12 protein-coding genes are annotated in these 12,748 nt (G+C 67.7%); 2 read left to right on the plus strand and 10 right to left on the minus strand.

The genetic code is table 11. The features are described 5' to 3' along the window. Positions 1-209: 209 nt before the first annotated feature. Positions 210-620: a hypothetical protein gene (locus tag KPL59_RS12665; protein ID WP_226360293.1), complete on the plus strand. Its 411-nt coding sequence runs from the start codon at positions 210-212 to the stop codon at positions 618-620. Positions 621-686: 66 nt separating this feature from the next. Here KPL59_RS12665 and KPL59_RS12670 read toward each other — a convergent pair whose 3' ends face one another. The 7 genes from KPL59_RS12670 to KPL59_RS12700 all read right to left on the minus strand — a co-directional run bounded on the left by KPL59_RS12670 (position 687) and on the right by KPL59_RS12700 (position 6,484). After that, on the minus strand, positions 687-1,847 hold the full coding sequence (locus KPL59_RS12670; RefSeq protein WP_226360294.1) for a site-specific integrase: 1,161 nt from the start codon (positions 1,845-1,847) through the stop codon (positions 687-689). Then, positions 1,844-2,059 carry a helix-turn-helix domain-containing protein gene (locus KPL59_RS12675; protein WP_226360295.1) on the minus strand — a complete coding sequence of 72 codons (216 nt, stop codon included), beginning with the start codon at positions 2,057-2,059 and terminating at the stop codon, positions 1,844-1,846. The genes KPL59_RS12670 and KPL59_RS12675 overlap by 4 nt, the downstream gene beginning before the upstream one ends. Before the next feature lie 14 nt (positions 2,060-2,073). Continuing rightward, the gene (locus KPL59_RS12680; protein WP_226360545.1) at positions 2,074-3,687 is read right to left on the minus strand and encodes a helitron helicase-like domain-containing protein; all 1,614 of its coding nucleotides are present in this window, start codon (positions 3,685-3,687) and stop codon (positions 2,074-2,076) included. A gap of 101 nt (positions 3,688-3,788) precedes the next feature. Then, the gene (locus KPL59_RS12685; RefSeq protein ID WP_226360296.1) at positions 3,789-5,378 is read right to left on the minus strand and encodes an FtsK/SpoIIIE domain-containing protein; all 1,590 of its coding nucleotides are present in this window, start codon (positions 5,376-5,378) and stop codon (positions 3,789-3,791) included. Positions 5,379-5,568: 190 nt separating this feature from the next. Next, entirely contained in the window at positions 5,569-5,922 is a 354-nt protein-coding gene (locus KPL59_RS12690) for a WhiB family transcriptional regulator (RefSeq protein ID WP_226360297.1), read from the minus strand. A gap of 140 nt (positions 5,923-6,062) precedes the next feature. Next, a complete protein-coding gene (locus KPL59_RS12695; RefSeq protein ID WP_226360906.1) occupies positions 6,063-6,275 on the minus strand; it encodes a hypothetical protein in 213 nt (70 codons plus the stop codon). Further along, positions 6,269-6,484, minus strand: a complete 216-nt coding sequence (locus tag KPL59_RS12700; protein ID WP_226360907.1) for a hypothetical protein — start codon at positions 6,482-6,484, stop codon at positions 6,269-6,271. The genes KPL59_RS12695 and KPL59_RS12700 overlap by 7 nt, the downstream gene beginning before the upstream one ends. A 2,516-nt stretch (positions 6,485-9,000) precedes the next feature. Here KPL59_RS12700 and KPL59_RS12705 point away from each other — a divergent pair. Continuing rightward, complete coding sequence (locus KPL59_RS12705; RefSeq protein WP_226360293.1) at positions 9,001-9,411, plus strand: hypothetical protein; 411 nt, start codon at positions 9,001-9,003, stop codon at positions 9,409-9,411. 66 nt (positions 9,412-9,477) lie between these two features. On the opposite strand, the gene KPL59_RS12710 is transcribed toward KPL59_RS12705, so the two are convergent. From KPL59_RS12710 to KPL59_RS12720, 3 genes are read right to left on the minus strand one after another with little or no spacing between them, the layout of a single operon-like run. Next, complete coding sequence (locus KPL59_RS12710; RefSeq protein WP_226360294.1) at positions 9,478-10,638, minus strand: site-specific integrase; 1,161 nt, start codon at positions 10,636-10,638, stop codon at positions 9,478-9,480. Then, the gene (locus KPL59_RS12715) at positions 10,635-10,850 is read right to left on the minus strand and encodes a helix-turn-helix domain-containing protein (RefSeq protein WP_226360295.1); all 216 of its coding nucleotides are present in this window, start codon (positions 10,848-10,850) and stop codon (positions 10,635-10,637) included. The genes KPL59_RS12710 and KPL59_RS12715 overlap by 4 nt, the downstream gene beginning before the upstream one ends. Positions 10,851-10,864: 14 nt before the next feature. Next, positions 10,865-12,478 (minus strand): helitron helicase-like domain-containing protein, encoded by a 1,614-nt coding sequence (locus KPL59_RS12720; RefSeq protein ID WP_226360908.1) that lies wholly within the window; start codon positions 12,476-12,478, stop codon positions 10,865-10,867. Positions 12,479-12,748: the final 270 nt, after the last annotated feature.

A 12,748-nucleotide genomic window follows, 5' to 3' on the forward strand; every position in this document is an offset into this window, starting at 1 on the left:
GCGCAGGTGGGCAGGGCATTGACCGCAGTCTTCCAAACTGGCTACGCGGGTTCGATTCCCGTCGCCCGCTCACACCACGCGACCGGCCGAAACACCACCCCTTATCGATCTTGAACAGGGGGTGGTGCGGGACGTGCGACCGGTGTGCGAGAAGAGGGCGAGTGGCCGCCCCCGGACGCTTGAACATGAGACGGCAGGGAGGCGTGCGCATGCTCAACATCGTCTGGGCTGTGTGCACTGCGGCGGGCCTCGTGGTCATCCTCACCGTGTGGAACGGTGGATTCGACTGGCTCTTCGTGGTGACCGGGGTGCTGGTCGTCCTGTGTGCCCATGCTCTTGATCGGGCCGTGCGGCGGAGCCGGGGTGAACCGGGGTCGGGGCTGTACGGGCGGGGTCGTCGCGTGGTCACTCATGCCGCCGCGCCGTCGACGGTCTGGATCGTCCTCCAGGAGGAAGCTGACGACTGTCGAATCCTTGGAGTATTCCACGATAGTGCGACTGCCGATGAATTCATGATGCGAAAGGGGCGCGACTTTCCCGAGTCGACGTTCTCCTGCGGCGAGTATGAAATTGGGTGGACCGAAGACCGGGGGGCGCAGCGTTATCGCTCGCCCGATTGAGGTGGTCTCGGAGGGGTGGGGAATACGTGCCCGATGAGGGAAGCCGCCGGTGAACTCTCTGACGACTCAGCCGTCGTCGTCGGCCTCGATGTCCTGATCGGTGTGGGGTCGGCGTTCGCGGTCGACCAGTGCGGCGATCTGGGTGGCGATGCGGCGGTCGCGTTCGGTGGTGGCGTGTTGGTAGATCAGTGCGGCGCGCATGGTGCCGTGGCCCATGCGGTGCATGAGTTCGCGGGTGCTGGCCCCAGCAGTAGCAGCGAGATGGTTACCGGTGTGACGTAGGTCATGGAAATGGAAACCGGTGGGGAGCCCGGTCTTGACCACGGTGGTGGGCCAGTCGGTTGCGCGGCCGAAGTTCCCGCGTCGGAGCATGCCGCCGCGTTGTCCGCAGAAGATCAGTCCGTCCGGTGGCGGGCCGGAGTAGGCGGCGGTGTGGGTGGTGAGGACCTCGACGAGGAACGGGGGCAGGGAGAGGGTGCGGATACCGGCGGCGGATTTGGGTGGCCCGGGTCGGAGGCCGCCTCGGCTGAGTTGGGCCAGGCGTCGTCGGACGTGGAGGGTGGCGGTGTTCAGGTCGAGGTCGCAGTGGCGTAGCCCGGCGAGTTCTCCCCAGCGCAGTCCGGTGAACGCGGCGGACAGGATCAGGGCGTGGAAGCGGGGTGGCATCGCGGCGGCGAGGTCGAAGACCTGGCCGATGGTGGCGGTGGGGCGTTCGGGGGTGCGGTGTTCACCGGCGCCTTTGATGCGGCAGGGGTTGCGGGTGATCCGGCCGTCGTCGACGGCGGTGGTGCAGATGGCGCGGACGAGGCGGTAGGCCTTCGCGGTGCGGTCTTCGGAGCGTCCGGCAGCGAGCAGGGTGGTGCGCCAGGTGCGGATGACTGCGGTGGTCAGCTCGGCGAGGTCGATCGGGCCGAGGAACGGGTCGATGTGGTGGCGCCAGATGCTGCGGTACTCCTCGCGGGTGCGGGCGCTGACGCGGTGTTCGGTGATCCACTGCTCCCCGAAGTCATGGAAGGGTAGCTGGCCCAGGGCGGGGTCGAACCAGTCACCGCGCAGGATGTCGCTTTCGACGAGGGTGAGCCATTGGGCGGCGTCGCCTTTGCGGTCGAAGGTTCCCGGGGCGGTGCGGCGTTGCCCGCTGTTGGTGGGGTAGCTGGCCTGATACCGCCCGGAGGGCAGGCGGCGGATGGAGCCGAACCGGCGCCGACTCGTCTTGTTCGCCGTCATCGCGTTCCTCGCCGGGGGTGTGGGTGTGGTCGGTGGGGGAACGGTTCGACCCGGCCTTGGGCGAGCCAGGCGTCGAGGTCGGTCACGGCGAAGCGCACATGCCGTCCGATGCGGTAGAACGCGATCCGTCGGGCTGCGACCAGGCGCCGCACGAAACGCGGGGAGGTGTTCAGGTAGCGGGCGGTCTCGGCCACGGTCAGGTACTGCGTCATCGACGGCGTCCCTGCTACGCGGCCTGATCACGGGTAGCCGAACACCCGATTGCCGAACGGTCGTCCGGTGGTGGGCCGGTGGTGGTGAGGAGGGCGGCGTCGTAGTCGGCGCGCCATCGTTGGCGTTGATGGATCGCGTGCAGAAGCAGGACGGGGCGGGGTGGGACGTCGCTGTCGCCGGGTTGCACGGGTTCCCAGTTGAAGGGTCCGTCATCGATCGCGTAGGCGGGTGTCACTCCGGCGTGGTCGAGGAGTTGCCGAACGAACGCGCTCCGGTCCGCGCGGTGATCACCGAGGCTCTTGTTGGACCATTTGCGGGAGACCAGGACGCGGCGTCCGGCGATGCCGAGGTGTTCGGGCTTGTGCGCTGTGCCGGTGCAGTGCCCGGGGGTCATCTCCGGGCGGGCACCCTTGGGTGCGACGGCGTAGAGCAGCCAGATCGGGCAGCGCGGCGAACACGGGGTGATGGCGAGTTCGGCGGTGAGGCGTCGGGCGTGGTCGCGCTGGCGGGTGGTGGCGGTGTCGTCGAGTCCGGCGGCGTGGCCGACGGATTTGGTGAGGTATTTGGTGAGGTAGCCGATGTGGCGTCCGGCTTCTTCGGTGCCGCCGAGGATGCCTTTCACATGCACTTGGGGGCCGAAGACCACGGTGTGGGCCGGCGTGGTGAGGACCTCGGGGTCGGTGGCCTCGTCCCAGGTGGGGAGCGGTGTGTGGGTGTCGGGGTCGACGAAGGCTTTCTGCCGGTGGTCCCAGCGGGGGAGCTTGTCCCCGGTGTAGACGATGTCGTCGTGGGCGGGCCACCAGACCTGGTGGTAGGTGGCGGCGGTGATCGCGCGCAACTCTGCGCGGGGGATGGTGCCGCGGATGGCGGCGTGGAAGTGCGGGGCACCGCGTTTCTGCGGTTCGACGGTCCCGAAGTACTGCACGTCCCAGCCGACACAGCGCCGCGTGTTCTGCCAGAACCTGTCCAGCAGCTTCGGGAAGTGGATCGCATCGCGGGCGGCGCGGCGGTAGTCGTAGGTATCGGGGTCGATCGCGGCGCCGTTGCCGTCGACGCGGCCGTAGGTGTCCAGGGTCAGGGTGAGGAAGGTCGAGGGCCGATATTTCCCGCCGAACACCCGTCCGATCGTGCGGTCCTCCACAGGCCGCCGGGGCAGGTTCGGGGCGTCCTGACGACGCCGGGTAGTCCGGCGGATGGCCTTCGGGCGGGGGTCGAGCGGGGCGAGGGGTCCGCGGACTCCGAGGGCGCGGAGTTCGGTGTCGATGTCCTCGACGATCTCGCGTATCTCATCACACTCGGCGTTGTCTCCGGCGGCGAGACAGTCAGTGTAGGCGGCGTGGAAGTCCGCGCGGGCGGCCATCAACTCTTTCTGCGCGGTCGTCGGGTCGGCAGGTGTGACGGCGGGTTCGTTCTCCAGGTGCCAGCCTTCGCGGCACTGGGTCATCCGCAGCCGTCGGGCCTTGTCTGAGCAGGGGCGGCACTGGTCTTCCCGTGTCGAACCGCACGGCACCGGCACGACATCGATCCGTCCGGTGGATTGGTCGATGCGGCGCATCGCCAGGGGGCGGACACACACGCCGTGGTCCTCGGCGAGCTGGACCGCGACCTCGTGCGACAGGGCCAGCATCGCCTTCTGCGCCCGGGTGAGCGTGTCCTGATCGACCGGCTCCCGCCCCGGCGCGCTGTCGGTCACGGTGTCGGCGCTGTCGGTGTGGGTGTCGGCGTTGGTCATGCTGCGTCTCCGATCTCGCGGTGGTGGACGGTCGGGTCGGGGAGGGTCAGGACCGGCGCCACTCCGGCGGTCGGGGAAGTGCGGGTGACGAAGGCTTCTAGGTCTTTGACCGCACCGTCAGACACCCACCCGGCCCGGATACGCAGGGGTTCACGGATGCCGTCGCCGAACAGATAGCCCACGCCGGGTTCGTCTTCACCGATCCGGTTGGCCCACGCACCACGGTCGTAGGCGTGATCGCCGAGGACCATCGACACATGGGACTTCGAGGCGACGCGTAGGCAGATGCGGCGGGGGAACAGCTCCCGCACCGGGACGGTGTCCTTGGTCGGTTCCTGCACATAGCCGCGCACGGTGTAGCCCAACGCGCGGCCCTGGGTGGTGAGCAGGGCGACGCGGTCGGTGATCGCCTCGCGGGTCTTGCGGTCCCCGCCGTAACGCAGCAGCGCACCGATCTCGTCGAACTCCACGATCTCCAACGGGGTGTCCCGGGTGACGGGGACCAGGCGGGTCGCCCCGGCGTACTCGCGTTTACGGGCCTCCATGCTCTCGACAAGATCATCGAGGAGGGCGAGGGCGTCTTTGCTGGTGACGGCGTAGCGGTGGAACACTCCCCGCCCGTAGGCCAGCTCCATACCTTTCGGGTCGATCCCGTTGACCCGGACCAGGCCGTCACCGATCGCGGGGGCGATCGCACACAACGGCGCCCACATCAACGACCCCTTCCCCGCCCCAGTCGCCCCCGCGACCAGGGTGTGACCACCGATCAACGACTGATGCCAGTCCGTGCCGTACTCGGTGTGCCCGGACCAGACCTTCTCCAGGTCGATCGCCGACCCGTCCAGGTCGGACAGGGTGTCCAGGCCCGGCGCCCGCACCACCCCGGACAGCAGGTTGCGGCGCTGGAAATCGATCGACACCACATTCGGGGACAACTCCCGCACCTGACAACGCCGCACCCTGCGCGCGACAGCGAGGGCGCGGGTGGCGGTGTCGAACTCTTCCGGGGTCTGCCCGGGAACGAGGCGGACCCGGACCTCGTCCCACGACGGCCCCGAGCGCACCCCCAGAATCCGAGGGAGCTGATCAGCCACCGGCCGCGACCTCGACAAGACCGGGGTGCGGCGCAATGGATTCACCACCGCGATCGGTGCTCCGCCCCGGTCCGGCACCGTCAGGTTGCAGGAGCGCAGCCAGCGCGGCATCCGAGGCGCATACAGCAGCCAGCGCAGCCACCACCCCCGCAGACGACGCCCGGCATAACGATCGAACGACACCACCGATGTCCACCGCCACACCCCCAGCGCGACAGCGACCGCAGCGATGGTGACCACCAGCGAGGGCCACCCGAGCAGCGAGCACCACACCACAGCGACCGCAGCGGTGATCGTGGTGCGCCAATGCCGAACCACCCACACCGTCACGATCACGACGACCTTGCAGGCCAACCAGACGGTGACGAACACGACCGCGACCGTCGCCACGCCCTCGGCGATCCGGCCGAGGAACTGCCCCACCCAATGCAGACCAGCGAGCACCACCACCGTCGCCAGACCGGCAACAACGAGAGAACCTGTCGTGCTCATCGACGCTCTCCGTCCTGTTCCGGGGAACGACGCGGAGCGCACACGGCAAGGAGGGGAACCAACGCGAGCTGGTCATGATGGTCGCTACACCGACGCCCGTCCCCCTGAGATACCGCGCTCAGCGGGGTCAGGCACACCTCGCACCGCACCGTGTCCTCCCCGGTAACGACATCGGTGGTCGTGTCGGTGTTCATGCCGCCGCGCTCCCCGGTGTGGGAACGGCAGCAGGGGCGGTGCTCCGGCGGGCGGCGACCCGAGCGGTGCGGTGCAGCCGCCGTCGATCCTGTGGGGTGGTGGCGCCGAGGACGCCGTAGCGGCGGGCCGGGTCTTCGACCAGCAGCGCCTCGACCAGACACATACTGCGGACCCGGCAACCACGACACACCTCCAACGCAGGCTCGGCGGCGTGCGGAGCGGTGTCGGTGGGGAAGAACGACTCGGTGTCCATCCCGCGACACGCCGCCCCTGCCCGCCAGCGATGACGTTCAGCACCGTGAAGCGCCCGGGGCAGGGCAGGAGGGGGTGAAGAAAGTCCGGTGTTCATCTAGGATCGGTGTCCTTCCACGCTGGTTCCGGGTTGATCAACTGCCTGCCACGGCAGCAACACACGGCAAGGAAGACTCGGTGGGGGAGCCCGCCACTAACGGGCTCTCCCACACATATCGCCTGGTCCGACAGTGCTTGTCAGGCGGCGTCCTGGTTCTTGGCCGTATGTCCACGCTGGGGGCCGGGGGCGCGCATCCCCGCCGCGCGAAAGCTGTAAGCCACACGCGGACGCCCGCCGGTCTCCTGCACGTACGGGGTCACCGTGAGCCCGTCGAACTCCACCGGACGAAACGGCAACCCCGCTGTGGCCTCCGGCGGCACCGGCTGATGCGCCGCAGCGATCTTCACCACCACCGTCTTCTCGCTCCGCCGTGCTTCCGGATCGCATCCAGCACCGACACCGACCACACCGGCAACCCCGACTCCCGATCGACCTGCTGCACCGGACGCCCCGGCGCCGACTTCTCAAAATCCCGCACCGCCTCCACCTCCGACACCACGAACGCCCCCAGCGGGAACACATCACCCATCGCCACCACAAACCTGTTACTGCGCGCCATGTCAGCTCCTCCTGAGCGACAGGCTCTCCCGCCGCTATCCCGACAGTACTCGCACTGGTTGTGCTAGTCAATACTTTTAGTGCGGGTCTTGGCGGAGGTCAGTTGGAGGTGACCTGTCCGGCCAGCTCCTTCACGCGAGGGTCTCGCCATGCGACCGCAGGAGGTCCGCAATGAGGGTGCGCGCTCGGCTGTGTGACCTAGCCTGTTGCGGCGAGACGGTGAAGCTGCGGCGGTGCATTGATCCGGCGTCGGTGCGGGCAGCTGTGCGCTTGCGCTGGCGACATCGATCAAGAATCGGCCCTGCCGCTCGGCGACAGACGGCCGTCGTCGATCTGTTCTGCTACGCGTAGGGCTCGGCCAGCGTCGCAAGCTCAACTGCGACAGCAACTCGTGCAGACTCACATTGGTCGGCCCAAATTCGGTGTTGTAGTCATTGCGGCCATCGTGAACGTGCTCAGCGGCCTCTCGCGCATCATTTAGGTAACGGTAGGCTGCATCTCCGTCTCCGCTGCGCGCTGAGCTGTAGCAAGTTGAAGATGAAGTGCGCCAAGCAGTGCGTAGGTTGCGGGGTCTGAATCCCCCTGGGGTAGGTTTGAGACAGAGCGTTGGCGGCATCGCCTGCGACTCGACGGGCCATGTCGAAGCGTCGGCTCGCTTGAAAGACAATCGCAAGACGAAATGCGCATTCGGCCAGTAAGTGCGCGTTCTTTAAGGTGTGAGCGGACGCCGTGGCGCGATCGATTGCCACCAGGCTGCATCAAATTCCCCTAGCTTGGCTAGCATTGCAGATGCAGCGAGGTACATCCGAGCGCGCGATTGCCGGACTGCGGGGGGATCTCGTGCCAGCCTGATCGCTGGCGGTTTCGACTTCTTGATCAAATCCGCAGAGAATTGCAAGCTCTTCATACTGAGCAGAGTGGGCCAGCTTCCATGCGTGACTGGTTCGCTCTTCAATGCCGGGGATATCTACGGCTGGGGCGATTTCGGTACGCCTGGAGCGCGTGGTTCGACGCCAGGGTTAGTGCTAACTCAGTAGCGGCAGCAGGCTTCCTGTCGTGGCGAGTGGCCAGATTTTCTGGTGTCAGCTCGCCGACCTCGTGTCAAGGGCGTCGGCTACGCGTTCAAGCACTGACATGCGGTCGATTCGCCGAACTCCGCGCTCCACCTGACTTACCGCGGTTTCGAGCGTCCGACCTTTTGTGCAAATCCGCCTGCGAGTATCCAAGCTTCTTGCGCAGGAATGCTATTTTCCGACCGAAGTCTGTTGACGAATCGCTTCTCATCGGAGTGTCGGCTTGCCGTTCGTTGAGGCGATGAACTCGACTCGCAGGTTTGTGATGTACTGCTCGCGTTCTGCCAGGAGTGCTTCACGTGCGCAGTGGATTCGTGGGCCTCGAGAGTCGCGGTCGATGTAAAGTTCCGTAGAAAATTCGAGCCAGTGGCTCGGCGGATACAGTTTTACGGGTAGAGCAGGTGCCTGCTCTGAGGATTTGATCTGCTCACACGTAGCTGAAGTTAAAGCGTCGAACCTCCGGGCCGCCTCTGCGTCCGCGAGGTCGAACGTGCAACTAAGCCGAACATCCTGCCTCCCTAGTGAGGGACTAGCCGTCAGGCACTGTGCACTTATCATACGGCCTGTCACTAAAAGTGCGGTACGGGCGTCGGTTCCCGACGAGTCCGCTGGTGCTCCGGAGGCGGTGGGCGAGGTCTGCTAGGTCGTGTGTGTTGCCGAATTGTGCTTTAGGGGATCAAGGCGCCGCCTCCGGCGGCGCGGGGTCGGCCACGCCGCCCCCGCCGCTCGCTCACTACACCTCCGGCCCGTTCGCGGCGGCGGGCTCGGCTACCCGACCCCAAGCCACCAGGCAGCCGCCTGAACCCCAGAGACGCCGACGGCACGCCTGCACGATGGCCGCCGCTGCCCTTGCTCCGCGTCACGCCAGGCGTCGATGCGGACCGTCGTCAGTCCTGTAGGCCGGGCGTGCCGCCCGGGATGCCTCCGGCGGCCGGGCTCCGCCCGGACCCGACACCGCTCGGAGATCAGGGGGAGTGCGGCGGGGCTGGCGATCTCCTCACGGCGCGCCGAGACGGCAACCAGACCGAGGGGTGGGGTGCAAGGCTGAACCCCGTGCCTTGCACCCCACCCCTCGGTCTGGCAGGGGTGAACCCGCGCCGCGAGGAGATCACCAGCAGGCCGGGCGCGTGGGAAAAAAGACAACCCACGGGGCCGGTCGTGCAACGAGCGTGCGAGTACTGGCGGGGAACCACGGTCACTCACGGCCACTCACGGTCAGTCGACCGGCTCAGATCGCGCAGGTGGGCAGGGCATTGACCGCAGTCTTCCAAACTGGCTACGCGGGTTCGATTCCCGTCGCCCGCTCACACCACGCGACCGGCCGAAACACCACCCCTTATCGATCTTGAACAGGGGGTGGTGCGGGACGTGCGACCGGTGTGCGAGAAGAGGGCGAGTGGCCGCCCCCGGACGCTTGAACATGAGACGGCAGGGAGGCGTGCGCATGCTCAACATCGTCTGGGCTGTGTGCACTGCGGCGGGCCTCGTGGTCATCCTCACCGTGTGGAACGGTGGATTCGACTGGCTCTTCGTGGTGACCGGGGTGCTGGTCGTCCTGTGTGCCCATGCTCTTGATCGGGCCGTGCGGCGGAGCCGGGGTGAACCGGGGTCGGGGCTGTACGGGCGGGGTCGTCGCGTGGTCACTCATGCCGCCGCGCCGTCGACGGTCTGGATCGTCCTCCAGGAGGAAGCTGACGACTGTCGAATCCTTGGAGTATTCCACGATAGTGCGACTGCCGATGAATTCATGATGCGAAAGGGGCGCGACTTTCCCGAGTCGACGTTCTCCTGCGGCGAGTATGAAATTGGGTGGACCGAAGACCGGGGGGCGCAGCGTTATCGCTCGCCCGATTGAGGTGGTCTCGGAGGGGTGGGGAATACGTGCCCGATGAGGGAAGCCGCCGGTGAACTCTCTGACGACTCAGCCGTCGTCGTCGGCCTCGATGTCCTGATCGGTGTGGGGTCGGCGTTCGCGGTCGACCAGTGCGGCGATCTGGGTGGCGATGCGGCGGTCGCGTTCGGTGGTGGCGTGTTGGTAGATCAGTGCGGCGCGCATGGTGCCGTGGCCCATGCGGTGCATGAGTTCGCGGGTGCTGGCCCCAGCAGTAGCAGCGAGATGGTTACCGGTGTGACGTAGGTCATGGAAATGGAAACCGGTGGGGAGCCCGGTCTTGACCACGGTGGTGGGCCAGTCGGTTGCGCGGCCGAAGTTCCCGCGTCGGAGCATGCCGCCGCGTTGTCCGCAGAAGATCAGTCCGTCCGGTGGCGGGCCGGAGTAGGCGGCGGTGTGGGTGGTGAGGACCTCGACGAGGAACGGGGGCAGGGAGAGGGTGCGGATACCGGCGGCGGATTTGGGTGGCCCGGGTCGGAGGCCGCCTCGGCTGAGTTGGGCCAGGCGTCGTCGGACGTGGAGGGTGGCGGTGTTCAGGTCGAGGTCGCAGTGGCGTAGCCCGGCGAGTTCTCCCCAGCGCAGTCCGGTGAACGCGGCGGACAGGATCAGGGCGTGGAAGCGGGGTGGCATCGCGGCGGCGAGGTCGAAGACCTGGCCGATGGTGGCGGTGGGGCGTTCGGGGGTGCGGTGTTCACCGGCGCCTTTGATGCGGCAGGGGTTGCGGGTGATCCGGCCGTCGTCGACGGCGGTGGTGCAGATGGCGCGGACGAGGCGGTAGGCCTTCGCGGTGCGGTCTTCGGAGCGTCCGGCAGCGAGCAGGGTGGTGCGCCAGGTGCGGATGACTGCGGTGGTCAGCTCGGCGAGGTCGATCGGGCCGAGGAACGGGTCGATGTGGTGGCGCCAGATGCTGCGGTACTCCTCGCGGGTGCGGGCGCTGACGCGGTGTTCGGTGATCCACTGCTCCCCGAAGTCATGGAAGGGTAGCTGGCCCAGGGCGGGGTCGAACCAGTCACCGCGCAGGATGTCGCTTTCGACGAGGGTGAGCCATTGGGCGGCGTCGCCTTTGCGGTCGAAGGTTCCCGGGGCGGTGCGGCGTTGCCCGCTGTTGGTGGGGTAGCTGGCCTGATACCGCCCGGAGGGCAGGCGGCGGATGGAGCCGAACCGGCGCCGACTCGTCTTGTTCGCCGTCATCGCGTTCCTCGCCGGGGGTGTGGGTGTGGTCGGTGGGGGAACGGTTCGACCCGGCCTTGGGCGAGCCAGGCGTCGAGGTCGGTCACGGCGAAGCGCACATGCCGTCCGATGCGGTAGAACGCGATCCGTCGGGCTGCGACCAGGCGCCGCACGAAACGCGGGGAGGTGTTCAGGTAGCGGGCGGTCTCGGCCACGGTCAGGTACTGCGTCATCGACGGCGTCCCTGCTACGCGGCCTGATCACGGGTAGCCGAACACCCGATTGCCGAACGGTCGTCCGGTGGTGGGCCGGTGGTGGTGAGGAGGGCGGCGTCGTAGTCGGCGCGCCATCGTTGGCGTTGATGGATCGCGTGCAGAAGCAGGACGGGGCGGGGTGGGACGTCGCTGTCGCCGGGTTGCACGGGTTCCCAGTTGAAGGGTCCGTCATCGATCGCGTAGGCGGGTGTCACTCCGGCGTGGTCGAGGAGTTGCCGAACGAACGCGCTCCGGTCCGCGCGGTGATCACCGAGGCTCTTGTTGGACCATTTGCGGGAGACCAGGACGCGGCGTCCGGCGATGCCGAGGTGTTCGGGCTTGTGCGCTGTGCCGGTGCAGTGCCCGGGGGTCATCTCCGGGCGGGCACCCTTGGGTGCGACGGCGTAGAGCAGCCAGATCGGGCAGCGCGGCGAACACGGGTTGATGGCGAGTTCGGCGGTGAGGCGTCGGGCGTGGTCGCGCTGGCGGGTGGTGGCGGTGTCGTCGAGTCCGGCGGCGTGGCCGACGGATTTGGTGAGGTATTTGGTGAGGTAGCCGATGTGGCGTCCGGCTTCTTCGGTGCCGCCGAGGATGCCTTTCACATGCACTTGGGGGCCGAAGACCACGGTGTGGGCCGGCGTGGTGAGGACCTCGGGGTCGGTGGCCTCGTCCCAGGTGGGGAGCGGTGTGTGGGTGTCGGGGTCGACGAAGGCTTTCTGCCGGTGGTCCCAGCGGGGGAGCTTGTCCCCGGTGTAGACGATGTCGTCGTGGGCGGGCCACCAGACCTGGTGGTAGGTGGCGGCGGTGATCGCGCGCAACTCTGCGCGGGGGATGGTGCCGCGGATGGCGGCGTGGAAGTGCGGGGCACCGCGTTTCTGCGGTTCGACGGTCCCGAAGTACTGCACGTCCCAGCCGACACAGCGCCGCGTGTTCTGCCAGAACCTGTCCAGCAGCTTCGGGAAGTGGATCGCATCGCGGGCGGCGCGGCGGTAGTCGTAGGTATCGGGGTCGATCGCGGCGCCGTTGCCGTCGACGCGGCCGTAGGTGTCCAGGGTCAGGGTGAGGAAGGTCGAGGGCCGATATTTCCCGCCGAACACCCGTCCGATCGTGCGGTCCTCCACAGGCCGCCGGGGCAGGTTCGGGGCGTCCTGACGACGCCGGGTAGTCCGGCGGATGGCCTTCGGGCGGGGGTCGAGCGGGGCGAGGGGTCCGCGGACTCCGAGGGCGCGGAGTTCGGTGTCGATGTCCTCGACGATCTCGCGTATCTCATCACACTCGGCGTTGTCTCCGGCGGCGAGACAGTCAGTGTAGGCGGCGTGGAAGTCCGCGCGGGCGGCCATCAACTCTTTCTGCGCGGTCGTCGGGTCGGCAGGTGTGACGGCGGGTTCGTTCTCCAGGTGCCAGCCTTCGCGGCACTGGGTCATCCGCAGCCGTCGGGCCTTGTCTGAGCAGGGGCGGCACTGGTCTTCCCGTGTCGAACCGCACGGCACCGGCACGACATCGATCCGTCCGGTGGATTGGTCGATGCGGCGCATCGCCAGGGGGCGGACACACACGCCGTGGTCCTCGGCGAGCTGGACCGCGACCTCGTGCGACAGGGCCAGCATCGCCTTCTGCGCCCGGGTGAGCGTGTCCTGATCGACCGGCTCCCGCCCCGGCGCGCTGTCGGTCACGGTGTCGGCGCTGTCGGTGTGGGTGTCGGCGTTGGTCATGCTGCGTCTCCGATCTCGCGGTGGTGGACGGTCGGGTCGGGGAGGGTCAGGACCGGCGCCACTCCGGCGGTCGGGGAAGTGCGGGTGACGAAGGCTTCTAGGTCTTTGACCGCACCGTCAGACACCCACCCGGCCCGGATACGCAGGGGTTCACGGATGCCGTCG

The sequence above is a fragment of the Pseudonocardia sp. ICBG1142 genome, from assembly GCF_020496255.1.
GTDB lineage: Bacteria > Actinomycetota > Actinomycetes > Mycobacteriales > Pseudonocardiaceae > Pseudonocardia.

Coding starts and splice junctions, on each gene's coding strand:
- KPL59_RS12665 (WP_226360293.1), top strand. CDS start 210: ATGCTCAACATCGTCTGGGCTGTGTGCACTGCGGCGGGCCTCGTGGTC.
- KPL59_RS12670 (WP_226360294.1), bottom strand. CDS start 1,847: ATGACGGCGAACAAGACGAGTCGGCGCCGGTTCGGCTCCATCCGCCGC.
- KPL59_RS12675 (WP_226360295.1), bottom strand. CDS start 2,059: ATGACGCAGTACCTGACCGTGGCCGAGACCGCCCGCTACCTGAACACC.
- KPL59_RS12680 (WP_226360545.1), bottom strand. CDS start 3,687: ATGCTGGCCCTGTCGCACGAGGTCGCGGTCCAGCTCGCCGAGGACCAC.
- KPL59_RS12685 (WP_226360296.1), bottom strand. CDS start 5,378: ATGAGCACGACAGGTTCTCTCGTTGTTGCCGGTCTGGCGACGGTGGTG.
- KPL59_RS12690 (WP_226360297.1), bottom strand. CDS start 5,922: ATGAACACCGGACTTTCTTCACCCCCTCCTGCCCTGCCCCGGGCGCTT.
- KPL59_RS12700 (WP_226360907.1), bottom strand. CDS start 6,484: ATGGCGCGCAGTAACAGGTTTGTGGTGGCGATGGGTGATGTGTTCCCG.
- KPL59_RS12705 (WP_226360293.1), top strand. CDS start 9,001: ATGCTCAACATCGTCTGGGCTGTGTGCACTGCGGCGGGCCTCGTGGTC.
- KPL59_RS12710 (WP_226360294.1), bottom strand. CDS start 10,638: ATGACGGCGAACAAGACGAGTCGGCGCCGGTTCGGCTCCATCCGCCGC.
- KPL59_RS12715 (WP_226360295.1), bottom strand. CDS start 10,850: ATGACGCAGTACCTGACCGTGGCCGAGACCGCCCGCTACCTGAACACC.
- KPL59_RS12720 (WP_226360908.1), bottom strand. CDS start 12,478: ATGCTGGCCCTGTCGCACGAGGTCGCGGTCCAGCTCGCCGAGGACCAC.